This is a genomic window from Aliiroseovarius sp. D2-2, assembly GCF_055809455.1.
Genome location: NZ_CM147913.1, coordinates 1873611 through 1896371 on the forward strand (window position 1 = coordinate 1873611; position 22761 = coordinate 1896371).

A 22761-nucleotide genomic window follows, 5' to 3' on the forward strand; every position below is an offset into this window, starting at 1 on the left:
TTAGATAATAACATGATTATAAACAGAATTATGGGCTTTATTGCCGCCGTTCTTTTGACTGTCTCAAGTGCATCTGCAAGCGATGAAACCGAAATCCGGTCATTTCTGAAGATCACTGGTTTCGACGTCGCGATTGAATCGATCCAATTGGGCGCGATGGCGGGTCCCGCTCTGACTGGGGAAGACCCGGATGTGTTTGGGCGTCAGTGGAAAAAGCTGGCAGAAGAAGTGTTTGAGCCCAAGGCGATGCTGGATGATGCCATCGAAATGTTGTCCGCTGTCATGCCTCAGGATGTTCTGGATCATGGTGCAGCGTTTTACGAAAGCCCGTTGGGTCAACGCTTGGTCGAAGTTGAAAACGAAAGCCACATGACCGAGGACGAGGTTAAGTACGCGGAAGGTGCTGAAATTGCTGCGGGATTGGTGGAATCTGGCGATTTGCGTGTGCAGGTTTACAAGGCGATGGGTGACGCGATTGGCTCAACCGATACCGCCATTCGATCGCTTATCGAAATCCAGGTGCGTTACCTTTTGGCTGCGATGGCAGCAGGGGCGAGCGAGCTTGAATTGGATGAAAATGATCTTCGTGGCATCTTACAGAGCCAAACTGACGTCATGCGGGATGGGATCGCGGAAAACTCGTTGATCGCCAACGCCTACGCATATCGCGATGTCAGCGAGACCGATTTGATCGATTATCTATCCGCACTTCAGGATCCTAAAATGGGTCAGGTCTATGAAATTTTAAACGCTGTTCAGTTTGAGATTATGGCCAATCGTTACGAAGCTCTAGCCGGTCGACTTGGTGAGCTTTCGCCCGAGCAAGAGCTGTGATCAATCGGGGTCGATACCAGCGCCCCATCGTGGGTGCTATTGCGGCGCTTTCGATATCGTTTGGTGCTGCCCATCCGCTTGCTGCTGGAGCGTCCAATTTGGATGCAGTTCAGCAGGTTACTGAGCAAGTTCAGGCAAGTGAAGCTCAACGCTTTGACGAATTGTGGAGCCTGCTTGGCATGGCTGACATGGTATCGATCCTTCATGACGAGGGCCTTGAGATGGCCATGTCATCCGACATCGACCTATTGGGGCATGAAGGCGGACCTCGTTGGGATGCTGCGGTCCATGAAATCTATGACGAGAAGGAACTGACGCATGAGCTGAGACTGAAGTTTCAGCAAAGCCTGCAACAATCAGATCTGGCTGACCTATGTAATTTTTATAAGCGCGATGACATGCAGGATATCATTCAGCATGAAATCTCGGCCCGCCGTGCATTTCTTGATGTCGACGTTGAACAGGATGCACGTCAGCGTTGGTTGCAAGGGGACACGCCAGAGGCGTTGGACAACATCATTGGGCGCTACATCGATAAAAACGACCTTATCGAATTGAACGTCATGGGCGCGCTAAACTCAAATTTTGTATTTCTTAGCAAGTTGAACCAAAGCCTGCCTGACACCACCGGACACATGACCGAGGATGAGATACTCACCCATGTTTGGTCTCAGGAAAGCGACATCCGCACAGACACGTCGGAATGGATGTATGCCTATCTTCATACGGCTTATGAACCTATCGATACGGGTTCGTTGGAGCGTTACGTTGCTTATTCAGAAACGCCTACCGGGCAGGCATTGAACCAGGCTTTGTTCAACGCTTTCGATGCTGTCTATCTGCGTCTGTCCGGCGATTTAGGGGGCGTTGTTGGTACCTTTTCCCAAGAAGAAGAGCTGTAGATCAGCCTTCCCCTTTCTCGATCTCAGCCAACCCGTCCAAAAGTTCTTTCAGGTGCTCTGAATAGGGTTCCCATTTGCCGACCGAGCTTTTGTAAAGCGGTTGGCGGACCTGTGCGACAGAAAGCGTTTTGACATCCCGTTTCGTCTTGTGAAAATCAAGGCAAGCGTCTTCCCAATCAAGTTCACAAAACTCAAGCAGCTTGCGAATTTCGGTTTCGGGATCATCGACAAGATCTTCATATGAGATTTCGTGGATGCGGTCAGGCGCCATGTTACGCCATAGGTCCAAATACTCGGTGTACAGTCTGTAGGTCTGCACCAGCGCGGATTGCGAATAGCTGTATCTATGCAAGCCAGGGACAAACCGGTTTTTGAAGATCGACCAAAGATTGTCGCGGGGATCACGCCGCAAAGCGACGATCTTGGCTTTAGGCATTGCAAGCCAGACAAGCGGCGCTATCTGATACGTCGAAATTGTCTTGTCTGTGATGCGATCTGCGTTCGGAAGGCGAGTATCAATGGCCTGTTGATAGTCGCGGCCAAGCTGTTCGAACTGAGCATCTGTCATATCCGTGATATGCCCGCCAGTTCTGGCAACTTCCGCGACGTGTTCGAACCCCAAGGGATGAAAAACCCCAAGTTCGTCTCCGCCTGTGACGGTCGAATGACTGGCAAGGATCTGTTCAACCAGAGTCGTACCAGAGCGGGGCAGACCGGTCACAAAGATGGTGCTGTTTTGATCCAGGCCGCAGTTTCCAATTCGCGCGGGGTCGAACCCTTCCAGAAAGGCCCTAAACCGGTCGAAGTCGCCTTGCTCTTTCGTGGCGTCATGCGGGTAAAGCCGTGACATAACTTCATTTGCACGTGACAGATAGGACCAAGCCGCTTCCGGGTCTTTCTGGTCCTCCATCACCTTCACCAGCCCATATCCCAAATCCACACGGGCCTCATCGGGAAGATCTTGTCTGTCCCAAAGAGATTTCATTTCCTCGATCAGCGGATCGTCCGCGTCCAGCTTTCGACCTTGTGTAACCATGCGATAAACGCTGCCCGAACGCACGCCGCGCGCTAGTGCATCGCGAAGGACTTTCTCGGCACCATCAAAGTCTCCGCTTTGCTGCAGCAAGTTCGCAGCTATCGTAACGACTCGCAGATTGTTTGGATCGGCGTCTAAAGCCTGTTCGATGGCTGTCTTGGACGCTTTCAGGTTCCCGCGCAGTTTCTCGGCTGTTGCGCGCAAAGCTAAAACTTCCCCTGCAGGCGCGCTCTGCTCTGGCAGCGCATCGAGGTCTTCAATAGCACCGGCTGCATCCTCAAGCGACAATCTGGCTTGCGCCCGCGTAAACAGCCCAGCGGCGTTGCCGGGGGCTTTCTTTAACAAAGCATCAAGGCATTCCAAGGCATCGCTTGGCGCGTTGATGTCTGTGTAGAGTTTCCCCAGATTCCCCAAAACAATCGGGTTGTCGGGAATGACGCGTCGGGCCCGCTCTAGAACCGACCGTGCCTCGGTTCGGCGAGATTGTAACAACAGGAACTGCCCGTATTGAGCCAGCGCCTCTCCATAGTCAGGATCAGAAGTAAGTGCGGTTTTGAAGGCCTGTTCCGCATCTTGTGTTTGCCCAAGTGCGGCCAAGGCGACCCCGTGGATCATGGAAATGGCCTCGTTTGGTCCACGGTTCAGCAAACTGCGTGCTTGTTGTTCCGCGTCTTTGACACGCCCTGCGTTCAGAAGACTTGTCAGAGCTTCGATTTCCGATTTTGAGGCAGTTTTGCTTGTCCGATGTGTTTTGTTTGCCTTGCCTGTTAGTAAAGCCAACAGCTTTTTGCGTTCGGCGGTAGGAAGCTTTGCGGTTTTCAGCTGTTTTGCCACGGTCGCCTGCGCGTTGGCATTCATTGCTGCCGCGAGCGAGACATAGGCCCGCCAAACCGTGATCTCGCCAGGCGCTAAGCGCGTCGCTTTTTCATATGCCACAAGAGCTGCATAGTTTTTGCCCATTTGTTGATTGATCTGGGCTTGTTGGAAGGGGATTTCCGCACGGGTGGGCGCCATCGTTTCCAGTTGTGATAAGACCTTCAATGCGTCCACAGGTTTGCCCGCGCGTGCCAGAGTGGCTGCTTTTTGAAACAGGGCAGGGATCTGGTTTGAATTCAATGGCAGCATGTTGCACATCCGTTCTGGCTGGTATGGCTTCCTACTCTTGGCTAATATGACTTAAGCAAGGTCGCAAGGGTCTGCCTGATGCGTTTGAAAATAGCGTGTTTCATTGACCAAATTGCCTTGACTTTAATCCCGTTCCACCCGATAAGCCGCCATTCCTGCCCGGGTTATCCTGTGCGGGAACTTAAAACTATGTCCAAAACGTTAAGTGGCGGATGCGCAGTTCGAGGCAATAGAGGGGATGGGCCCTTCGTCAAACACCGGCATATGTCGGGGCCACAGGACGCGGATTATGAAGGAAGATCATATGTTTGCGGTTATGAAAACCGGCGGCAAGCAGTATAAGGTCCAAGCTGGGGACGTTCTGCGCGTCGAAAAGCTGGCGGCCGATGCTGGCGAAACAGTCCAGTTCAACGAGATTCTGATGGTCGGCGGAACTGTTGGCACACCCACCGTAGATGGTGCTGGCGTGCAAGCAGAGGTCATCGACCAGATCAAAGGCGAAAAAGTCATTCACTTCGTGAAGCGTCGCCGTAAGCACAGTTCGAAGCGCACCAAGGGTCACCGTCAGCAACTGACGCTCCTGCGCGTGACCGACATCCTTGAAAAAGGTGCGGACAAGTCGGGCGTGAAAGCTGCCATCGGTGCAGGTTCGGTTTCGGGTGCTGCTGTTGCAGCTGCGAAGCCTGCCAAGAAAGCTCCGGCTAAGAAGGCAGCTCCTGCGAAAGCAGCGCCGAAGAAAGCCGCTAAGGCAGATGCACCCGCGGGTGCCGACGATCTTAAGCAACTGTCGGGTGTAGGTCCGGCGCTTGAGAAGAAACTGCTGGCGGCTGGTGTAACCACCTTCGCTCAAATCGCAGCCTGGGGCGCCGATGATATTGCCAAGTTCGACGATGCACTGTCGTTCAAAGGCCGCATCGAGCGTGAAGGTTGGGTAGAGCAGGCCAAAGAATTGGCCAAAGGCTAACGAGAGCTAAGGAGAGATAGAATGGCACATAAAAAAGCAGGCGGTTCATCCCGTAACGGCCGCGACTCAGCCGGTCGTCGCCTTGGTGTAAAGAAATACGGTGGTCAGGTTGTGATCCCGGGTAACATCATCGTGCGTCAGCGCGGTACCAAGATGTGGCCGGGTGAAAACGTGGGCATGGGCAAAGATCACACAATCTTTGCTACCAGCGAAGGCACCGTCAAATTCCACAAGGGCCTCAAAGGCCGCACCTTTATTTCGGTTCTCCCAGTGGCGGAGGCCGCTGAGTAAGCCGAACCTAACAAGGTTGTGAAAAACCAGGGGCCGGCTGTGATAGCCGGCCCCTTTTCTTTTTGTATTTGAAGATTATCTGCCTGTTCATCTCAGGTTCATATGAACGCCCTAAAAGCGCCTGATATGCACGATAAGCGTGGGCCTATGGGAAATGAACAGTCAGTGCATTCAGAACTTTTCAGAGGAGGGAAAGTCATGAAGCATGTAGAAATAAGAACTCAGCCGACCATTCAGTCGGAACGTTTTGTCCTGCGCCCGGTTCGCTCATCGGATCTTGGTGCGCTGAATATGAATGTATCGGACAAACGCGTCGCCGAAGGCACCCGATCGATCCCACATCCGCTGCCGCCCGGCGTGACCGAGGCATTTATTGAACGCGCCTTGTCTGAGACCCGTGATGAAGACGTGTGGGTCATGGATGGCATGGGCAAGGATCAAGACAACGTTGTTGGCGTGATCACGCTTTCCACATTGGATCGCGGCCAAAGCCAACTTGGCTATTGGGTTGCGCCCGGATTCTGGAATGCGGGGATCGCGTCCGAGGCTGTCAGCGCCCTGATTGCGTCAAACCCATTGGGCAACAGCTCCATTTTCGCGGAAGTCTTTCAAGACAGCCCCGCTTCGGCTCGTGTGCTGACGCATGCTGGGTTTGAATATATCGGTGATGCGGAAAGCCATTCTGTCGCGCGGGGCGTTACGGTTCCAACTTGGACTTACATCAGGAAAATGGTGTAAGATATTGCCATGGAACGGAATATACGGATTGATACGCCGCGATTGGTGCTGCGGTCCCTGACTGCTGGCGATGCCGATCAGGTGGTAAAAGCCTTAAATGATATTGAGGTTGCGCGATGGCTTACCGTCGTGCCGCATCCCTATCGTCATGCCGATTTCGACGGGTTCCTTGAGTACCTTTCACAAAGCTCGCCCTTTGGTGGGTTGGCGATCGAGGAAGCAGGCATCGTGATCGGAATAGTCGGGTTTGATGGCTCTTTGGGCTATTGGCTGGGGCGCGATCACCATGGCCGCGGCGTTATGAAAGAAGCCGCCGGTGCGCTGGTGGGTCACCTGTTTAACACTTCCGACCTCTCCGAGATCAATTCCGGTCATTTCCCGGGCAACCACGCTTCGCGCGCGGTACTGATGTCGCTTGGCTTTCAAGATACCGGCCAGACCGAAACCCCACACTGTGTTTCGCGCGATTGCCCAGAAACTCTGATCAAAATGCGGCTCTCCCGTTCGGATTGGAAGGCAGCGCAATGAAAACGCAGCTTGTCACCAAGCGGCTGACCATGCGCCGCACCCAACCGTCCGATTTTGACGCGATGTTGGACTTGGTGTCTGACTTTGATCTGGCGAGCAATACTGCGTCTTGGCCGCATCCGGCGGATCCGGATTTGACGCGCGAACGCTGTACGCCGTTTGATCCAGACGCAGGGATGGTCGGTGTTGTGATCCTATCTGGCAAAGTGATCGGCAGCATGGGCCTGTCGCAACGGGCCGGTGAAGAACCTGGGCTGGGCTACATGTTTTCGCGTGACCATTGGGGGCAGGGCTATGCAACAGAAATGGCGCGCGCGCTTATTAATCATTGCTGGGAACGTTACAGCTGGGACATCGTGCGGGCGGATGTCTTTGAAGACAATCCAGCATCAGCACGGGTGCTAGAAAAGCTGGGCTTTTCCGAGCTTCCCCCGTCCACTGGGCACAGCGTTGCGCGTGACGGTCATGCACCCTTGCGAAATTTCCAGCTTTTACGACCGCAAGACTAAGCAAAAGCCAAGCGGGCCATGGCTCTGCCCTTGAGACTTGCCCCATTTCCCTCTATCGCCTGTGACAAAGCAGAAAGGCGCGTGTCATGAAATTTCTCGATCTAGCCAAAGTCTATATCCGGTCAGGGTCTGGCGGCGGCGGCTGTGTGTCGTTCCGGCGCGAGAAATACATTGAATATGGCGGGCCGGATGGCGGTGATGGCGGTCGCGGAGGCTCGGTCATTGTCGAGGTCGTCGACGGGCTGAACACGCTAATCGACTTCCGTTACCAACAGCACTTCTTTGCGGGCAATGGACGCCCTGGCATGGGTCAACAGCGCACCGGCGCAGATGGCGATGACATCGTACTTCGCGTGCCCGTCGGGACCGAGGTGATGGACGAGGACGAAGAGACCGTTCTGGCCGATATGACCGAAGTGGGACAACGCTATGTGATTGCCAAAGGCGGCAATGGCGGTTTTGGCAACTTGCATTTCACATCATCGACCAACCGCGCGCCACGCCGTGCCAATCCCGGCCAACCGGGGATCGAGCGTACGATTTGGCTGCGCCTGAAGCTGATCGCTGATGTGGGGCTTTTGGGTCTGCCGAATGCGGGCAAATCTACGTTCCTAGCGGCGACATCAAATGCGCGCCCAAAGATCGCTGACTATCCGTTCACCACGCTGCATCCCAATCTGGGCGTTGTCGGTGTGGATGGGGCAGAGTTTGTTGTCGCTGACATTCCGGGTCTGATCGAAGGCGCGTCCGAGGGACGCGGGTTGGGCGATCTGTTCCTAGGCCACGTAGAGCGCTGTGCAGTGCTGCTGCACCTGGTCGATGGCACATCGGAAGATGTTGCTGCAGATTATCAGACCATCATCCACGAGATTGAGAACTACGGCGACATTCTGGGCGGCAAGCAGCGTGTGACGGTTTTGAACAAGGTGGACGCCTTGGATGACGAGGAACGGGCTGAAAAACAAGCTGCGTTAGAGGCTGTCGCCGGTCCCGTGATGCTTATGTCAGGTGTAGCCAAACAGGGCACAACTGACGTTCTGCGCGCTTTGCGTAAAGAAATTTCGGAAGATCGTATCCGGCAAAAACCTGTCGAGGAAGAAGAAACGTGGCAGCCCTAAGCGACGCAAAACGCATCGTTGTCAAAATCGGATCAGCTTTGCTGGTCGATGCTGAAACCGGTGCGCTTAAGGCTGACTGGTTGGGGTCACTTTGCGATGATGTCGCGACGTTGAAGGCATCCGGGGCAGATGTGGTTCTGGTTTCGTCCGGATCAATTGCCTTGGGGCGCGGCGTTTTAAACCTTCCCGTGGGAACACTGTCGCTTGAGCAATCACAAGCCGCTGCCGCCGTTGGTCAGATCCGCTTGGCCCGCGCTTATGAAGAAGCACTTACCCCGTTGGGGGCCAACACGGCCCAAGTGCTGGTAACGCTTGAAGACAGCGCTGATCGCCGCCGCTACCTAAACTCGCGCGCAACGCTTGAAACGCTCCTATCATTGGGCGTTGTTCCGATCGTGAATGAAAACGACACGGTCGCCACGGATGAAATTCGCTTTGGTGACAATGATCGTTTGGCCGCGCAGGTTGCCGTAACCATTGGCGCTGATCATCTGGTGCTTCTGTCGGATGTTGACGGGTTCTATTCTGGCAATCCAAAGACCGATCCGACCGCAACGCGCTATGATGTGATCACCCAGATCACGCCTGAGATCGAGGCGATGGCTGGTGACGCAGGGACCGGGTTGTCCAAAGGCGGTATGAAAACCAAGGTGATGGCAGCCAAGACCGCAACCGGGGCCGGGTGCGATATGACAATCACGGAAGGGTCACGCCTTAACCCTCTGACAACGCTAATTAAAGGCGCCGCGTCCACGCTGTTCACAGCGCGCACCACACCCAAGGCCGCGCGCAAGCACTGGATCGCGTCCATGAAGCCTCAGGGCACGTTGGTTCTTGACCAAGGTGCCGTTGTCGCATTGCAGTCTGGCAAATCCCTGCTTTCGGCAGGCGTGATCGATGTAATTGGAAGCTTTCATCGTGGGGATCCGGTAGACATACAGGGGCCGGATGGCACACATTTGGGCGCAGGGTTGGTTGGCTATACTGCGGACGAAGCCCGTGCGATCAAAGGGCAACGCTCTGACCAGATTGAGCCAATCCTTGGCCATCCGGGTCGGGCAGCGTTAATCCATCGGGATGATATGTCCCTTTAAGCACAATAAGATAGACGTCTATTCAAACGGAGAATGCAAGATGAGCGATGACATCAAAACCATGATGACCGACATTGGCACCCGCGCCCGCGCGGCCGCACGTGACCTTGCTTTCGCCCCATCTTCTGCCAAAGAAAAGGCCTTGATGGCAGCTGCCGACGCCTGTTGGGCACGTCGCGACGAAATCATTGCCGCAAATGTGAAAGATATGTCCTTTGGCCGCGACAAGGGCCTGTCGGATGCAATGATGGATCGTCTGATGCTGGACGAAGATCGCATCAAGGGAATGTGTGACGGCTTGCGTGCTGTCGCCACTCAGGATGACCCGGTCGGTGAGGTTATGGAAGACTGGGATCGACCTACAGGTCTGAACATTCGTCGTGTGCGTACGCCTTTGGGGGTTATTGGCGTGATCTATGAAAGCCGCCCGAACGTGACGGCGGATGCGGGCGCGCTTTGCCTTAAAGCTGGCAATGCTGTGATTTTGCGCGGCGGATCGGAAAGCTTTAACTCTGCGGGCTTGATCCATGACTGTTTGCAAGACGGATTGCGGGCTGCAGGTTTGCCCGAAGATGCAATCCAGCTGATCCCAACCCGCGATCGCGCGGCGGTCAGCGAGCTGTTAACCATGATTGACTATGTCGACGTTATCGTGCCGCGGGGCGGTAAGGGGCTTGTTGGCTTGGTTCAACGCGAAGCCCGCGTGCCTGTGTTCGCGCATCTGGAAGGTATCGTACATATTTATATCGACAAGCACGCAGATGCCGAGAAGACGCGCAAAGTTGTTTTGAATGCAAAGACGCGCCGGACCGGCATTTGCGGGGCTGCGGAGTGTTTGCTGATCCACAAGGACGCCAAAGCACTTGGTCAAAGCGTGATTGATGACCTGATGGCAGCCGGGGTTGAGGTTCGGACCGGTGAGGGGTTGTCAGGCAGCAAACCCGCAGTGGATGCCGATTGGGGCACCGAGTATCTGGACAGCATCATTGCCGCCAAGCTGGTCGACGATGTGGATGGCGCGATTGAGCATATCAACCGCTATTCTTCGTCTCATACGGATGCGATCATGACCGAGGATGACGCAACAGCAGAGCTTTTCTTTACGCGGTTGGACAGCGCCATTTTGATGCGCAATGCCTCGACCCAATTTGCCGACGGCGGTGAATTTGGCATGGGTGCCGAAATCGGAATTGCCACGGGTAAGATGCATGCGCGGGGTCCGGTTGGGGCCAAACAATTGACATCGTTTAAATATCTGGTGGTGGGTGACGGAACCACGCGCGACTAGTCGACAACAACTATCTTGCGATCTGTACAAAACTGCTCAGCTCGCAAGGTTGGCTTTAGAACGACAGGCTGATTGCTTGATCCGTGATCTTCGTAACCGCTGTCCGCTTCTGGTTCAGCAGTTCTGGGCGGATCAACGCGAAATGCACTTGTGCTGGTGGAACGTTGAGCTCTGAATTGCTTGCCGACAAAAGCGACCAAAGGTCTGCGTCAACATTCAGGCGATCTGCCTCTGCTTCTATTTTCCAAGCCCCTTCATTGCGCGAAACACTCACGTGCCCACCCCAAGGCATGGCACTTTCAAAGCATTGAAGGGCCAGAAAGGCCAGTTTGACTTCTGTCCGAGGTAGGTCACCGACGGGTTGCCAATCAATCGCGGTTTTGCGGCCGTCAACGCCCGGGGCAAGGACCGCACGGATCTCTTTTTCAGAAAGCGACTGACCCTCTGCCGCCGCTCCAAAGGCCACACGGAAATACCGAATACGCAAATTGGCGTTTGTCACGCTTTCAGCAATCAACGCCATTTCTGGGCTGTCGGCCATTCCCGACAGCTGTAGCAACTCAACCCCATTGCCGATTGCCCCCAAAGGGCTGATAAGGTCATGGCAAATACGAGAGCCGATCAAAGCTGTTAGGTCGCGGTCTTGTTGGGTCATGAATGAAGCCTGATAGGGATATGGGTCATGGGTTTGGGATCACTTTTAGAACCTGGAATGCTGGTGCGCCATCCGCAACAGCCCGACTGGGGGCTGGGGCAAGTGCAATCCAACATCGGCGGCCGTGTGACCGTGAATTTCGAACATGCAGGGAAACAGGTGATCATGATCGAGTTGATTGACTTGATACCAGTTTTCGATCTTTCTGATCCCTCTTGAACGCAGTGAAGTTGCGTTGCAAATCCTTCGTCTGAGACATATGAGCTCAATAAGGTTATCAAATGGTTAATCCACATGGCTGCGCCCGATTTTGAACTGAGACTGGCCGGAAGTGAAGCAGATCTTATTGCGGCACAAAAGCTGCGCTATGACGTCTTCATCCGCGAGTTGGGTGGCGATGGGCCTCTTGTCGATCACGAAAACGGGTTGGAGCGGGACGCGTTTGATCCGTTTTATGATCATCTGATCTTGTTTGACCACGCGCGCGAAGGCTCTCCTGCGGTTGGAGTTTATCGGCTGTTGCGTGGCGACAAGTTAAACACTCCTGAAGGCCCAGACCACTTCTATTCAGAAGCAGAATACGATGTGACGGTGCTTAAGGCGTCGGGTCGTAAGCTGTTGGAATTGGGGCGGTCTTGCCTGCATCCAGACTATCGCGGTGGCGCGGCCATGATGCATCTGTGGAATGGTTTGGCGGATTATGTCGACCAACATGGAATCGAAATCCTGTTTGGGGTCGCATCGTTCCACGGCACGGATGTGGAGGCGCTAAAAGGCCCGCTTTCCCTGCTACACCACCGACATCTGGCCCCGGAAGCTATTCGGGTGGGGGCGAACCCCGATGTGTTTCAGAGCATGAACTTGCTTCCAGAAGACGCCATCGACCGACCCGCCGCAATGCGGGAAGTCCCGTCCTTGATCAAAGGTTATTTGCGCCTTGGCGGCTTTGTGGGCGAGGGTGCTTTTGTGGATCAGGTGTTCAACACAATTGATGTTTGCCTGATCATCGACATGTCACTGGTCAGTGAAAAACACAAAGCAATCTACTCGGGTGCAAAACTATGAGCGTGACTTGGCAAGGTGAGGGCAAGCCCCACGGATTTCACCCCACGGGGTTTGACTATCTCCGCATAGTGCTGCGCGGTTTGCCCCTTGGTGTGCTGGTGTTTGGCGGGTTGATCATCTTGCTGCTAATCCGGCTGGTTGAACGGCCAGTTTTTGGAGAAAACAGACCGATCACTCCCCGGATAACTCAGTTTGTCTGTCGAAACGCGTTCCGACTGCTGGGGATATCCTTCACAACCACTGGGCAGCCGATGCACCAGAAGGGGGCTGTGGTTGCCAATCACGCGGGATGGCTGGACATTTTTTCACTTAATGCTCGCAAGCGCGTGTATTTTGTATCAAAATCCGAAGTCGCAAACTGGCCGGGTATTGGCTGGCTGGCGCGTGCCACCGGGACGGTTTTCATCAACCGGGACCGGAAAGAAACGCAAAATCAGATTGCAGTCTTTCGAGAACGTCTGACTGCGGGGCATAAACTGCTGTTTTTCCCTGAGGGCACATCTTCGGACAGCCAAAGGATACTTCCTTTTAAATCAACACTCTTCGCCGCGTTCTTCACACCGGAATTGCGTGATTTCATGTGGGTACAGCCGGTAACATTGCGCTATTTTGCGCCTGAAGGCCGCGATCCGCGTTTCTATGGCTGGTGGGGCGATATGGAGTTTGCGCCGCATTTGCTAAAGACACTGGCCGCGCGTCATCAGGGACAGGTTGAGATTGTCTATCACGCACCAGTTAAGGTCGCTGATTTCAGCGGTCGAAAAGAACTGGCAGCACATTGCGAGGCTGCGGTACGTGAAGGGTTGGGCGAGCTCAATATCGAGCGTTAACCATCCATCGCAGCCAACAGGCGGCCCAAAGTGGCGCTGGGATCATCGGTGCGCCAAATCTCCTCACCGATTGCGAAGAAGTCGGTTACGGGTGCTAGCGAACGGATTGTGTCTTCGTCCAAAGCCCCTTCAGCAACCACTGGGACTTCGACCACCTGGCTCCACCATTCAAAAAGGTCATGTTCAGCACGGGTTCCATCCCCCAATGCAGTCGTCCCAGCAGGGCCAAAACTGACATAGTCAGCCCCAACTTCGCCTGCGTTCAACCCATCATGGCGAGACGCGGAACAATAAGCGCCTATGATGGCGTCACTGCCAAGATCATCGCGGGTTTTGCGAACGCGGCGTGCGCCATCGCCAAGATGCACGCCATCCAGTCCCAAACGTTCGACCAGCAATGCATGTTCTGAAATCACAATTGGAACGTCACGCGCATGGGCCACTTCGCGGCAGGCGTCTGCCGCACGCATGATCCGGTCTTCGTCCGTGGTTGCCAGCGACAGGCGCAGACACGCGGTATCATAGCTATCAAGCACCTTGGCCAGAACAGCAGGAAAACGAGACAGCTCGATTTCAGGCGGGGTCACAAGATAAAGCTGGGGGCGATCCATTTCGGTCTCTTGGACGTTCTGGGCCATCTGCGCGATCCTTTTTGTTCTGTCTGCTCAGCTTCATAGCCGTGTTTGCGTCTATTGCAAGTATGCGCGTCATTTCGCGGGCAGGGTGCTTACATATTCTAGTGAAAGGCGCAAAAGCGCTGCGCGCGTGGTGTCGTCCTCTAACGCGTCATCACCCGCGTCGATGAAGCCCCCCATGGGGCGGCCTGTAAAGTCCATCTTTCGTGCGCCGGGCAGGTCAAGTGCCTGCGCCTCGTGATCTTTGCCGACCCGATACATCGCGCCATTTTTATGCACCCCACACAGCATGTTGCCGTTCAACATGAAGGCAATTCCGCCAAACATCTTCTTTTCAACCAGATCAGGGCGTTCACCCAGATCGTCTTTCAGAATTTCGTAAATGCCTGCGTCATAGGCCATAAGATCAGCTCCTGCTTGCCGAATGATCTTTGTCAGCGTATCACGCGCCCGACTAATTGAAAGAGATTGCCGTGATGGACAGCCCTGAGCCCAAACTGGGACCACAACCCGAGATTGTTCTGGTGCGCCCGCAAATGGGCGAAAACATCGGGGCAGCTGCGCGCGCCATGCTGAACTTCGGGTTGGAGCGTATGCGCATTATCGATCCGCGGGATGGATGGCCAAACCAAGCCGCCGTTGCGATGGCATCTGGGGCAGGGCGCGTGCTGGATGCGGCGGGGGTCTTTGACAATCTGGCCGATGGGATTGGCGATTGCGACTATGTGTATGCCACAACCGCGCGGTCGCGTGATCTGGCAAAGCCGATCCTGAGCCCGGAGCGCGCGATGGAAGAAGCCCGCGCCATGCGGCTTGAGGGAAAGAAGGTCGCGGTCTTGTTCGGGCCAGAACGAACCGGGCTGGAAAATGACGAAGTGGCACGCGCAAATGCATTGATTTCGGTTCCAGTGAACCCCCAGTTTGCGTCGCTGAACCTTGCGCAATGTGTGCTTCTGACCGCTTACGAATACCGCCGCCAAAGCCATGACGTCGCACATCATGTGATAGAGTGGGCCGGCAGCGAACCTGCCAGCGCGATCGAGGTCGAAAAGCTGGCAGAGCATTACGAAATCCGGCTAGAGGACGCAGGCTATTTCTTTCCGGACACAAAGGCCGAGGTGATGAAAATCACCCAGCGCAATATGTGGAGCCGGTTGAACCTAAGCCGCTTAGACGTGCAGATGTTTCACGGCATTTTGCGTCAGCTTCTGCGCGGGAAAGACGGTTCTTAGTCCGCGCGACGCGCAGCGACGATCCACATCACCATCAACACCAGTGATCCAACTGCGTTGAAATTGGCCATTGTGATGTCCAAAGCCTCGATCGGGATCATGTCCGACAAGCGCCAAGGGATTTCGTCGCAGCGCACAAGGGGGGCGGATTTGATCTGAGCCATCAGATCTTCGACGGACAAATCTCCAACGCCGCCGCCTGTGCAAGATGTTGGGCCGTCCCACCATTTCCGTTCAACGCCGGAATGATACATGCCCAGCCCAGCCGATATGGCCATGTTCAAAGCACCCACCCAGCGCAGCAGTCGAAGCTTTGTCGCCAAAGCAGCCCCGCCAAGCACAAAAGCGATTGCATGGGGCCAGCGCTGCCAGAAGCACATCTTACAGGGCGCATATCCTAAGGCCTGAAAGACAAAAGCGCCTGCCAATATGCCTGCAGACGCGACCGCAGCGGTGATGATCAGGGTTTTGGTCGAAAGACGGTTCACAATGCTCATAGGAATTTCACCACATAGAATCCGCCAATTAGCAGGATACAAAAGAGGATGAACATCAGGCCCAGCCTGCGTTCAATGAAGTCACGGATCGGCGCGCCAAACTTCCACAAAAGGGTGGCCACGATGAAAAAGCGCAGGCCACGTGCGATCACACTGGCGACCATGAAGACCGCAAAGTTCAGACCGGTTGCACCGGACAGGATGGTGATGACCTTATAGGGGAAGGGGGTGACGCCAGCGATCAGAACGGCCCATGCCCCCCATTCGTTATAGCGTGTTGCGAAGTCATCGAAATAGGCATCCTTGCCGTAGAACTCCAACACGGGACGTCCCACGCTTTCGAAAAGACCCCAGCCGATGTAATAGCCAAACATCCCACCAAGGACCGATGCGACAAGTGCCACACCCGCGATGACAAAAGCACGCGAAGGGCGGGCGATGATCATCGGGATCATCAAAACGTCGGGCGGAATGGGGAAAACCGAGCTTTCTAGAAATGCGACCACGGCCAGCGCCCATAGCGCATATCGCGTGTCTGCCAAGCTCATCGTCCAATCGTAAAGCTTTTTGATCATGTCTGTGCCTGTAAATTTCTTGCGCCTGACGAACCACGTGCATGGCCCAAGGTCAAGTGAGCAGTGCTTGAAGCTTGCGATTAGGTCGGTAAACTGACTGTGAACGACACGGATGCGTAGCAGGTAAGGGAAGCTTAATATGAAATGGCAAGGTCGGCGCGGAAGCCGTAATATCGAAGATCGCAGACGGGCCGGTGCTGGCAAAGCGCAAGTTGGCGGGCTGGGTTTGCTGGCAGTGCTGGCCATCGGCTATTTCATGGGGGTGGATGTGACACCTCTGTTGCAAGGTGGCGGTGGTTCAGGGGACAGCGTCGGTGGAGAGATCACAGAAGCAGATCGCCAAGCGGGAGAGTTCGTGTCCGTTACCTTGGCTGACACAGAAGAAGTTTGGTCGAGCTTGTTTAGAGCGCAAGTGGGCGAAAGCTATACCCCTGTCACTTTGGTTCTTTATAAAGGTGTTACGCAAAGCCCTTGTGGCGGTGCGTCGGGTGCGACCGGACCATTTTATTGCCCCGGCGATCGCAAAGTCTATTTGGACACAGCCTTCTTTACCACAATGTCACGTAAGCTTGGCGCCAGCGGAGATTTCGCGGCCGCCTATGTCGTGGCCCATGAGGTTGCGCATCACGTTCAGAACGAACTTGGCATTTTGATGCAGGCCAACCGTATTCGCCAGCAAGTCAGCGAAGAAGAAAGCAATTCCATTTCTGTCCGGATCGAACTTCAGGCCGATTGCTATTCAGGTATCTGGGCACGCGAAGTTCAGCAACGCTTCGGATCTTTGGAACGCGGCGATATTGCCGAAGCCATGAACGCCGCACGGCAGATTGGGGACGATACTTTGCAGCGAAATGCAGGGCGCGTTCCGATGCCGCACACCTTTACCCACGGAACATCTGAACAACGTGCAAGTTGGTTTGCAAAAGGGTTCGACAGTGGTGATATGCGCAGCTGCGACACTTTTTCCGAACGTAATCTGTGATTCTTTGCCGGTTCATTAAGTGAGCCGGCATCGATATTTTACATGTTTAGTACTGCCCGTGACGGCATTTAACACGTTGTTATTAAACAGCAGTACAAATAATGTTGCGATCGCAACGAAATACCGCTAAACATTTTCCAGCGACAGGATCAAACAAAGCTGACCGCACGGTCAAAAAAGCTTGCACGAGTCAGCCGAGCCTGATCTTATTGTTGCCAATGCCGGGTAGACCAGCCGGGCAGGGATATACACTCGCGTTTTGGGAGGAAGCGAAATGAAATTTATGACGAAAGCCACACTGGCCGGCGCCTTTGCCGTAGGATTGAGCGCTACAGCCAGCTTTGCACAGGACGTGACGCTGCGCTGTCAACACTTCCTGCCGCCAAAGGGCTCGACGCCGCTTTACTTCATGGCGCCATGGGCTGAGAAAATCGAGAAAGACTCGGGCGGACGCATCAAGGTTGAACTGTACCCGGCAATGCAGCTGGGCGGTAAGCCTCAAGCGCTTTATGACCAAATCCGCGATGGCGTGATCGACTGTGGTTGGGCCTTGCCTGCATATACTCCGGGCCGTTTCCCAGAAGCAGAAGCCTTTGAACTGCCCTTCATGACCGCACGCAATGCAGAAGCATCGTCGAAAGCGGCTTGGGAGTTCTCGGAAAAGTACCTGATGGAGCGCATGGGCGACGTTAAGCTTTTGGCTGTTCACGTACACGGCCCCGGCGTCATCCACAAAAAGGGCGAGCCCGTAATGGCTCTGGCCGACTTCGATGGTTTGAAACTACGCGGACCTTCGCGTCAGGCGAATGCGTTGTTTGAAACGCTGGGTGCAACTCCGGTTGGCATGCCGTTGCCGACATTCCCGGAAAGCCTATCCAAAGGTGTTGTTGAAGGTGGCGTGATCCCGTGGGAAATCGTTCCGCCGTTGAAAGTGCACGAACTGGCAGACAGCCACACCGAGATCCCCGGTGACCGTTCGCTGTATAACACCTTCTTCATTTGGGCGATGAACAAAGACACTTATGCGGGTCTGCCCGATGATCTGAAAGCCGTCATCGACGCCAACTCGGGTCTTGAGACATCGGGCTGGGCTGGTGCTTCGTTCGATAAGGGAGACGTCATCGGTCGCGAGATCGTTGCTGGTACAGACGACAAGATCCACGAACTGGACCCGGCACTTGTCGCCGAGATCAAAACCATTGGTGATGCACAGGTTGAAGCCTGGGCCGCTGACATGACCTCGAAAGGTCTTGATGGCGAAGGCATGGTTGCTCTGGCGAAAGAGCTTGTTGCCAAATACTCGGACCAGTGATCTGGTAAACATCACAGCTCCGGGCGGCCTAACCGGCTGCCCGGAGTTTTTCTTTCGCTGCTGCCCAATTCTGCGCAGCAAGGGGTAAACAGGGGGGAACGCTGTGGCGATCGCGAAATCTGCCGAGCTCCGCGTGGGGCGTATCATGGAATTCCTAAGCCGCTGGATGGCGTATTCGGGCGGAGCAGTGTTGGTTGGCATTGCCATGACCACAGTGGTTTCGATCATCGGACGCGCGCTGTCAGGCTATGGCCTGTCACCCGTCAAAGGTGACTTTGAAATTGTCGAGATGGGCTGCGCTATTGCCGTCTTCGCGTTCATGCCCTGGTGTCAGTACAAACGTGGCCACGTCACTGTCGACATCTTCATCACGCGGTTTCCAGAACGCATTCAAGCCCTGCTTGGTTTCATTGGTGATCTGTTCCTGACCGGAGCAGCGCTCATCATCCTGTGGCGTCTTTGGTTGGGCTTCGGAGAGAAGTTTCCCTTTGGATCGGATGCGGTTCGTTCTGTGTTTGGCATGGGATCGAAGCCTTTCTTCGCAGAAAGCACCTATGAGCTTGAGGTCCCCTTGTGGATACCCTTTGGCCTTTGCCTGATTGGCGCTGCTTTCTTCCTTGTCGTCGCAGTCTACACGATGTGGCGATCTTTCAATTGGGTTCTCGACGGTAAGGAACAACGCGTATGACCGGTATTGAACTTGCGATTGTCGCCTTTGCGTTAATGCTCTTGGCGATCTTCCTGCGTCTGCCTATCGGCTTGGCCATGGGCCTGACCGGGTTCTTTGGCATCTGGTATATGATGGGGCGTCCATCGGTGACGTTGAGCCAGCTTAAGACACTCTCTTATGACACGTTTTCCAGCTACTCGCTGTCAATCGTGCCTCTGTTTCTACTGATGGGGCAGTTTGCGACAAAGTCCGGGATGTCTGGGGCTTTGTTCAACGCGGCCTCTGATTGGTTGGGTCACCGTAAGGGTGGTGTGGCCATGGCTGCAGTTGGCGCTTGTGCGGGTTTCGGGGCTGTTTGTGGCTCGTCGCTGGCAACTGCATCTACAATGGGGCAGGTGGCTCTGCCGGAAATGCGCAAACGTGGCTATTCCGACGCGTTGTCGACCGGTGTTTTGGCTGCTGGTGGCACGTTGGGTATTCTGATCCCACCGTCTGTCATCCTTGTGATCTACGCGATCCTGACCGAGCAGAACATCGTGAAAATGTTCATCGCGGCATTGGTGCCCGGCATCCTTGCAGCCCTGGGCTATATGCTGACCGTTGCGGTAATGGTGCGCATCAACCCTGACAGCGCGACAACAGCCGAACGCGTGCCTTACGCTCATCGCTTCAGAACACTTCTGTCTATTTGGCCCGTCGTAGTCATCTTCGGCCTTGTGATGGGCGGTATCGCTGGCGACTGGAACTGGACGAAATCCGGTGTTCAGGCTCTCTTCACGCCTACCGAGGGCGCAGCAGTTGGTGCGGTGGCAACCGGGGTATACGGGGTAATGACCGGCGGGCTGACCTGGAAAGGGTTCCTGGATAGCGTTCTGGCAACCGCACAGTCCACCGCGATGATCTTCTTCATCGTGTTGGGTGCTCAGATATTCAATTCGTTCCTTGCCTTCACCCAAGCGCCGCAGATGTTGGCCGAGTGGGTGACTGCGCAAGGCTATGCGCCTTTGTTGGTGTTGACGTTGATGCTGGTGGCCTATCTGATCTTCGGCTGCGTCATGGACAGCTTGTCGATGATCCTTCTGACCATTCCAATCTTCTATCCGATCATCGAGGTTCTGGATTTCGGGCTGACACCGGAGGAGGCTGGCATCTGGTTTGGTATCTTGGCTCTGATCGTTGTTGAGGTTGGATTGATTACGCCACCCGTTGGAATGAACCTCTTCATCATCAACTCGATGGCGCAGGATATCCCAATGAGCGCGACCTATCGCGGCGTTGCCCCCTTTGTCCTTTCGGACCTGATCCGCGTGGTTGTTCTGGTGTCATTCCCGGGGATAACACTGTGGTTGGTCGGGGTGTTATTCTGACGTGAAAAAATGCACGGGGCAGGGGTGGAAATGCCGTTGACCTTGCCCCGTGGCTTAGGTATCTCACCCAAACAGTGCCCAAGTGGCGGAATGGTAGACGCAGGGGATTCAAAATCCCCCGCCTTCACGGGCGTGTGGGTTCGACTCCCACCTTGGGCACCAATTTCCCGCCGAATTCGTGATACATGTTCTCCGGTGGTAGGCCGGAGTTTGACATGAACGATTCTTCCAAAGATCTCAATTCGATGAAACGCGCAGCGCAGCTGTTGCACCACCGTGGACAGGGTTTGTCCAAGGGGGATCCAATTGCGCTTCCGATCACCACCAGTTCGATGTTCCATCTTCCGGGTGAGCCGGCGGATACGCCGGGATATGGCCGTGTCGACAATCCCACGTGGGAAGCCTTGGAAGAGGCGCTGGCAATTCTTGAAGATGCGCCTTGTGTGGCACTGCCGTCGGGCATGGCTGCGATCTCGGCCGCGTTGTTTGCGAGCCTTGCATCCGGAAAGCGCCTTCTTGTGCCGTCCGACGGATATTACGTAACACGCGTTTTGTCGTCAGAGTTTCTAGCACCGTTTGGTGTCGACGTGCACGAACGCGCAACAGCGCAGTTTTCCGAAGGTGGGTTTCAGGATTTTGATGTGGTGTTCATCGAAACACCGTCCAACCCGGGGCTGGATCTATGCGACCTGCGCGCAATCTGTGCCGAGGTTCGGGTCGCGGGTGGGATCACAATTGTCGACAACACCACGATGACCCCCTTTGGACAGCGCCCGCTGGATCTGGGGGCTGATGTGGTCGTGGCGTCTGATACGAAAGCACCAGGCGGTCACTCCGATCTGTTGATGGGGCATGTCACAACCCGTGATCCAGCGCTTCTGGAACGTGTTAAAAACTGGCGGAAGATGTCGGGGGCGATACCCTCGCCTCATGCAGCATGGGCGCTTTATCGTGGGCTTGAAACACTTGAGCTGCGCTTCGCCAGAATGTGCGACACGGCAGAGCAACTGGCCCCGGTCCTTGCGGATCATCCGGCGGTGAAATCTGTCCGCTATCCGGGGCTGCCCACCGATCCCTCCCACAATCTTGCCGCGTCACAAATGGAAAGATTTGGGTTTCTGATCGGACTGGATTTTGGATCAGAAGACCGTGCCGAGCAGTTCATCGATGGGTGTCACTTCCTAAGACCCGCAACGTCTTTCGGAGGCGTTCACAGCTCTGCAGAACGTAGGGCTCGTTGGGGGGACGATGTATCACCGGGCTATGTCAGGCTGTCGATCGGCTGTGAGCCAATCGATGCGTTGCGCCAAGACTTAACTGATTCCTTAGATAAGATTGATGGACAGTAGCTATGCCCACTTGTCGCCATAATTATTAACGGCGTTAACGGTTGTACCACCATAGATGGCCTTGCACTTATGCGTGACTATGAATGCGAGTGGGTTGTGTGCTTTAAAGTGTGTTCACCTAGATGATCAGAACATTTTTAGAAGCAGTATGGTGATTAAACCACTGCTGGCTACACTCCGCAGATCAATAAAAGTATCATTAAAACTAAGTGTTAACTGTTCTGGAAAATCGATGGATACTTGCCCGAATGTCAAAAGCCGGAAAAAACCCGGTCGGTTGCTCTTCTTTTGATCATTTTCACACTTTGGGCATTATTTTCGTTTATATTCCCCTTAATGAGAACTGGAATTCTGTATACCCAGTCCGTAAATGGCGAGTTGTGAGTTAACAGTTGGTACTTCGTGACTATAAAAATGAGGACGAATTGAGCGTTTCGTGGCCGGGGGTTCCGGTGGTGCGCAGCGAGGCTTCTGTCTCAGCGCAAAATGAATCCCGTCGCGCAAAACTTGGTGTTGCCCTATCTGGTGTATCAGCCAATACAATGGTCGAAACATCACGTGGTCCGGTCGCTGCGCGTGATTTGCAGGTCGGTGACGAGATTAAGACGCTAAAAGGCCGTTTCGTTCCAATCCGCTGGTTGGGTCATTCGACGATCACCAAAACCCAACGCGCCGCACCAGTTCGTTTTCCTGAATTGTCTGATGGACAATCCGGTGCTCTTCTTACACCCGGAAGCCTTGTCCTGATTGATCATCCTTACTGCGAAATGCTGACAGGCGAACCGCAAGTAGTTTGTGCGGCCCACATGCTGGCAGATCTCGATCAGGCAGACGTTGATGAAAGCGTCGCGCCAATGATGGTGCATATCCTGTTGGATAAAACTGAAATGATCCGTTGCGGTGACTATTGGGTGGAAAGCCTGATCCCGGAAATTGATCTTATCCGTCGCGATGCACCCGAAGCTGCTGATGAGATTTTGGCAGCCCTTCCTAGACTGCGCAGTCAGCGTGGCATCGCCTCGTATCTTCGCGAACATCTGGTGATTGACCGTCGCGAAGCCAGCGTTATTTTTTCAGCTTAGACGCTTCCCAAGCACGCCATTCTTCTGGGGTATCTAAATCCAGTAGGGCATTCTTATTCGGCAACGGATGAAGTCTCACGTGC

Annotated in this window: 26 protein-coding genes and 1 tRNA gene; 21 read left to right on the forward strand and 6 right to left on the reverse strand. The window is 54.6% G+C overall.

The annotated features are described in order from the left end of the window. Positions 1-12 precede the first annotated feature (12 nt). Both AC0L6A_RS09220 and AC0L6A_RS09225 read left to right on the forward strand, forming a co-directional pair. Complete coding sequence (locus AC0L6A_RS09220) at positions 13-834, forward strand: DUF2059 domain-containing protein (RefSeq protein WP_473289462.1); 822 nt, start codon at positions 13-15, stop codon at positions 832-834. Between the two features lie 29 nt (positions 835-863). Next, on the forward strand, positions 864-1736 hold the full coding sequence (locus tag AC0L6A_RS09225; protein WP_473289463.1) for a hypothetical protein: 873 nt from the start codon (positions 864-866) through the stop codon (positions 1734-1736). Between the two features lies 1 nt (position 1737). Here AC0L6A_RS09225 and AC0L6A_RS09230 read toward each other — a convergent pair whose 3' ends face one another. Beyond that, complete coding sequence (locus tag AC0L6A_RS09230; protein ID WP_473289465.1) at positions 1738-3897, reverse strand: tetratricopeptide repeat-containing sulfotransferase family protein; 2160 nt, start codon at positions 3895-3897, stop codon at positions 1738-1740. Between the two features lie 304 nt (positions 3898-4201). On the opposite strand from AC0L6A_RS09230, the gene AC0L6A_RS09235 reads away from it, so the two are divergent. The 8 genes from AC0L6A_RS09235 (at position 4202) to AC0L6A_RS09270 (ending at position 10427) form a co-directional block, all read left to right on the forward strand. After that, positions 4202-4861 (forward strand): 50S ribosomal protein L21, encoded by a 660-nt coding sequence (locus tag AC0L6A_RS09235; protein ID WP_473293441.1) that lies wholly within the window; start codon positions 4202-4204, stop codon positions 4859-4861. A 21-nt stretch (positions 4862-4882) separates the two neighbouring features. Next, the gene (rpmA, locus tag AC0L6A_RS09240; RefSeq protein WP_133488497.1) at positions 4883-5152 is read left to right on the forward strand and encodes a 50S ribosomal protein L27; all 270 of its coding nucleotides are present in this window, start codon (positions 4883-4885) and stop codon (positions 5150-5152) included. Between the two features lie 198 nt (positions 5153-5350). After that, complete coding sequence (locus AC0L6A_RS09245; protein ID WP_473289467.1) at positions 5351-5890, forward strand: GNAT family N-acetyltransferase; 540 nt, start codon at positions 5351-5353, stop codon at positions 5888-5890. A gap of 9 nt (positions 5891-5899) precedes the next feature. Then, complete coding sequence (locus AC0L6A_RS09250) at positions 5900-6418, forward strand: GNAT family N-acetyltransferase (RefSeq protein WP_473289469.1); 519 nt, start codon at positions 5900-5902, stop codon at positions 6416-6418. Next, complete coding sequence (locus tag AC0L6A_RS09255) at positions 6415-6927, forward strand: GNAT family N-acetyltransferase (RefSeq protein WP_473289470.1); 513 nt, start codon at positions 6415-6417, stop codon at positions 6925-6927. The genes AC0L6A_RS09250 and AC0L6A_RS09255 overlap by 4 nt, the downstream gene beginning before the upstream one ends. 86 nt (positions 6928-7013) lie before the next feature. Then, positions 7014-8045 (forward strand): GTPase ObgE, encoded by a 1032-nt coding sequence (gene obgE / locus AC0L6A_RS09260; protein ID WP_473289472.1) that lies wholly within the window; start codon positions 7014-7016, stop codon positions 8043-8045. Further along, on the forward strand, positions 8033-9139 hold the full coding sequence (gene proB, locus AC0L6A_RS09265; RefSeq protein WP_473289473.1) for a glutamate 5-kinase: 1107 nt from the start codon (positions 8033-8035) through the stop codon (positions 9137-9139). Before obgE ends, proB begins: the two co-directional genes overlap by 13 nt. 40 nt (positions 9140-9179) lie before the next feature. Continuing rightward, positions 9180-10427 (forward strand): glutamate-5-semialdehyde dehydrogenase, encoded by a 1248-nt coding sequence (locus AC0L6A_RS09270; RefSeq protein ID WP_473289475.1) that lies wholly within the window; start codon positions 9180-9182, stop codon positions 10425-10427. A gap of 55 nt (positions 10428-10482) precedes the next feature. Here the strand turns inward: AC0L6A_RS09270 and AC0L6A_RS09275 are convergent, their stop codons facing one another. Continuing rightward, positions 10483-11082 (reverse strand): histidine phosphotransferase family protein, encoded by a 600-nt coding sequence (locus tag AC0L6A_RS09275; RefSeq protein WP_473289476.1) that lies wholly within the window; start codon positions 11080-11082, stop codon positions 10483-10485. Positions 11083-11109: 27 nt separating this feature from the next. Here AC0L6A_RS09275 and AC0L6A_RS09280 point away from each other — a divergent pair, with 27 nt between their 5' ends. From AC0L6A_RS09280 to olsA, 3 genes are all read left to right on the forward strand, one after another. Then, positions 11110-11301: a DUF3553 domain-containing protein gene (locus AC0L6A_RS09280; RefSeq protein ID WP_473289478.1), complete on the forward strand. Its 192-nt coding sequence runs from the start codon at positions 11110-11112 to the stop codon at positions 11299-11301. A 75-nt stretch (positions 11302-11376) separates the two neighbouring features. Continuing rightward, on the forward strand, positions 11377-12147 hold the full coding sequence (gene olsB / locus AC0L6A_RS09285) for an L-ornithine N(alpha)-acyltransferase (protein WP_473289479.1): 771 nt from the start codon (positions 11377-11379) through the stop codon (positions 12145-12147). Then, positions 12144-12977: a lyso-ornithine lipid O-acyltransferase gene (gene olsA / locus AC0L6A_RS09290; protein WP_473289481.1), complete on the forward strand. Its 834-nt coding sequence runs from the start codon at positions 12144-12146 to the stop codon at positions 12975-12977. The genes olsB and olsA overlap by 4 nt, the downstream gene beginning before the upstream one ends. On the opposite strand, the gene AC0L6A_RS09295 is transcribed toward olsA, so the two are convergent. Next, a complete protein-coding gene (locus AC0L6A_RS09295; protein ID WP_473289482.1) occupies positions 12974-13615 on the reverse strand; it encodes a thiamine phosphate synthase in 642 nt (213 codons plus the stop codon). The genes olsA and AC0L6A_RS09295 overlap by 4 nt on opposite strands. Positions 13616-13684: 69 nt before the next feature. After that, positions 13685-14014 (reverse strand): TfoX/Sxy family protein, encoded by a 330-nt coding sequence (locus AC0L6A_RS09300; protein WP_473289483.1) that lies wholly within the window; start codon positions 14012-14014, stop codon positions 13685-13687. 74 nt (positions 14015-14088) lie between these two features. Between AC0L6A_RS09300 and AC0L6A_RS09305 the strand changes: the two genes are divergently transcribed. Beyond that, positions 14089-14844, forward strand: a complete 756-nt coding sequence (locus tag AC0L6A_RS09305; protein ID WP_473293443.1) for an RNA methyltransferase — start codon at positions 14089-14091, stop codon at positions 14842-14844. Here the strand turns inward: AC0L6A_RS09305 and AC0L6A_RS09310 are convergent. Together AC0L6A_RS09310 and AC0L6A_RS09315 are read right to left on the reverse strand one after the other, a co-directional pair. Next, entirely contained in the window at positions 14841-15341 is a 501-nt protein-coding gene (locus AC0L6A_RS09310; RefSeq protein ID WP_473289485.1) for a disulfide bond formation protein B, read from the reverse strand. The genes AC0L6A_RS09305 and AC0L6A_RS09310 overlap by 4 nt on opposite strands. Further along, positions 15338-15916: a YqaA family protein gene (locus AC0L6A_RS09315; RefSeq protein WP_473289486.1), complete on the reverse strand. Its 579-nt coding sequence runs from the start codon at positions 15914-15916 to the stop codon at positions 15338-15340. The genes AC0L6A_RS09310 and AC0L6A_RS09315 overlap by 4 nt, the downstream gene beginning before the upstream one ends. A 139-nt stretch (positions 15917-16055) precedes the next feature. Here AC0L6A_RS09315 and ypfJ point away from each other — a divergent pair, with 139 nt between their 5' ends. From ypfJ to AC0L6A_RS09350, 7 genes are all read left to right on the forward strand, one after another. Next, a complete protein-coding gene (ypfJ, locus tag AC0L6A_RS09320) occupies positions 16056-16898 on the forward strand; it encodes a KPN_02809 family neutral zinc metallopeptidase (RefSeq protein WP_473289487.1) in 843 nt (280 codons plus the stop codon). 274 nt (positions 16899-17172) lie between these two features. Continuing rightward, positions 17173-18210 (forward strand): TRAP transporter substrate-binding protein, encoded by a 1038-nt coding sequence (locus AC0L6A_RS09325; protein WP_473289488.1) that lies wholly within the window; start codon positions 17173-17175, stop codon positions 18208-18210. 103 nt (positions 18211-18313) lie between these two features. Continuing rightward, positions 18314-18898, forward strand: a complete 585-nt coding sequence (locus tag AC0L6A_RS09330) for a TRAP transporter small permease (protein WP_473289489.1) — start codon at positions 18314-18316, stop codon at positions 18896-18898. Further along, complete coding sequence (locus AC0L6A_RS09335) at positions 18895-20247, forward strand: TRAP transporter large permease (RefSeq protein WP_473289491.1); 1353 nt, start codon at positions 18895-18897, stop codon at positions 20245-20247. The genes AC0L6A_RS09330 and AC0L6A_RS09335 overlap by 4 nt, the downstream gene beginning before the upstream one ends. 76 nt (positions 20248-20323) lie before the next feature. After that, positions 20324-20409: transfer RNA gene (locus AC0L6A_RS09340), tRNA-Leu, on the forward strand. A 53-nt stretch (positions 20410-20462) separates the two neighbouring features. Then, positions 20463-21596 carry a cystathionine gamma-lyase gene (locus AC0L6A_RS09345; RefSeq protein ID WP_473289492.1) on the forward strand — a complete coding sequence of 378 codons (1134 nt, stop codon included), beginning with the start codon at positions 20463-20465 and terminating at the stop codon, positions 21594-21596. Positions 21597-22138: 542 nt separating this feature from the next. Continuing rightward, positions 22139-22678 carry a Hint domain-containing protein gene (locus AC0L6A_RS09350; protein WP_473289494.1) on the forward strand — a complete coding sequence of 180 codons (540 nt, stop codon included), beginning with the start codon at positions 22139-22141 and terminating at the stop codon, positions 22676-22678. Positions 22679-22761 lie beyond the last annotated feature (83 nt).